Annotated in this window: 1 protein-coding gene; it reads right to left on the reverse strand. The window is 48.2% G+C overall.

Features of this window, described 5'->3' with window-relative positions; genetic code table 11:
• A partial coding sequence (locus tag RH40_RS19210) for a non-ribosomal peptide synthetase (protein WP_039955044.1) occupies positions 1 to 1,665 on the reverse strand: 1,665 nt, incomplete at both ends.

Here is a 1,665-nt window from a genome sequence, read left to right on the forward strand (position 1 = left end):
AACTGAGGCTCGCGGGCAACCATCGGCGGCACCTGAGCACCCTGCCCTGCCGTCAACGCCTCGGCATCTAATACCGCTGCCAACTCACTCAAAATTGGCTGGGCAAAGAGCGTCTTAATCGGAATGTCTAAGGCAAACTGCTCTCGAATGCTGGCTAATAGCCGTACCCCTAACAATGAATGCCCACCCAGTTCGAAGAAATGCGCATCACGGCTAACGGGCGAGTTTAGGTACAGTAATGTCTGCCAAAGCTCCGCTAAACGCGCTTCGGTGAGGCTTTTCGGGGCTTCATAAGTCTCGGTCACCTGAGCCAAATCCGGCTCGGGCAGAGCCTTACGATCCACTTTACCGTTGGGTGTCAATGGCAAGTGTTCCAATACCACAAAAGCCGAGGGTAACATGTAATCGGGCAATACGGCTTTTAGCCTTTGCCTGAGTGACTCGATCAGAGCGCCTTCGTCCAAAGCCTCAGGCGTCTCAGCAGCTGTGACATAGGCGGCTAGGCGCTTGTCATCACCGCGATCTTCACGAGCTAAGACCACCGCCTCTTTAACGCTCGGCTCGCACAAAAGCTGAGACTCGATTTCCCCTAACTCAATCCTAAACCCACGAATTTTGACCTGATGATCCAAACGCCCTAAAAAGGCGAGATTGCCATCGGGTAACCAGCGCACCAAATCCCCAGTGCGATATAAGCGCGCTTCTGGATCGTCACAAAATGGATGAGCAATAAACTTTTCAGCAGTCAGTTCAGGGCGATTGAGATAGCCACGGGCTAAGCCCACACCACCGATATAAAGTTCGCCAGGTACACCGATGGGTAGAAGCTGTTGTTCTGGCGAAAGTACATAAACTTCAATATTACTAATCGGACGGCCAATTGGTAGAATTGATGGTGATCCTTTATATTCAAATACACAGCAATTAATAGTCGCTTCGGTTGGCCCATAAGCATTAAAAAAACGACGATTTGCAGACCAAGCTTGTCCGACTTCAAGAGCACACTGATCGCCTCCAACGATTAGAGCTTGGACATTCTCCCATAATGTTAATTCAAGATGAGGCAAAAAGGTTGGTGTAAGCATCGCATGGGTAATACCAGAATCAGCAACTTCAATAGATAACCTTGCTGGGTCGAGGATCACCTCTCTACTGTACAAATAAAAGCAAGCACCTACAGATAATGTTAATACCCATTCCCATACAGCCGCATCAAAGCTCAAAGAAGCAAATTGTAATACTCGGCTAGTGTTTAAAATGCCAAATGATTGACTTTGGTGATCAGCTAAGCTGACAAGTCCATCATGCTGAAGCATCACACCCTTGGGCTTACCTGTTGTTCCTGAGGTATAGATCACATACGCCAGATGCTTTGAGGTTAAACCAATTAGCGCTGGATCAATATTTTCTTGAACATAATGGCTGAGTTGCTGCTGTATCTCTCCGCTATCCAATGCGATGGGGCGGTAAGAAGCTTGAACAGAGCCTTTGGGTAAGCTATCAATGAGGTGCTGCTGGGTGATGACTAACTCCACACCACTGTCTTCAATCATATGACTAAGGCGATCGCTCGGATAACTTGGGTCTAAAGGCACATAAGCACCTCCCGCTTTTAGTATCCCCAAAAGCCCAATCATCATCTCAAAACTGCGGTCAGCGTACAGA

Origin of the sequence: Vibrio caribbeanicus ATCC BAA-2122 (assembly GCF_000165125.1) — a bacterium.
GTDB classification, from domain to species: Bacteria; Pseudomonadota; Gammaproteobacteria; order Enterobacterales; family Vibrionaceae; genus Vibrio; species Vibrio caribbeanicus.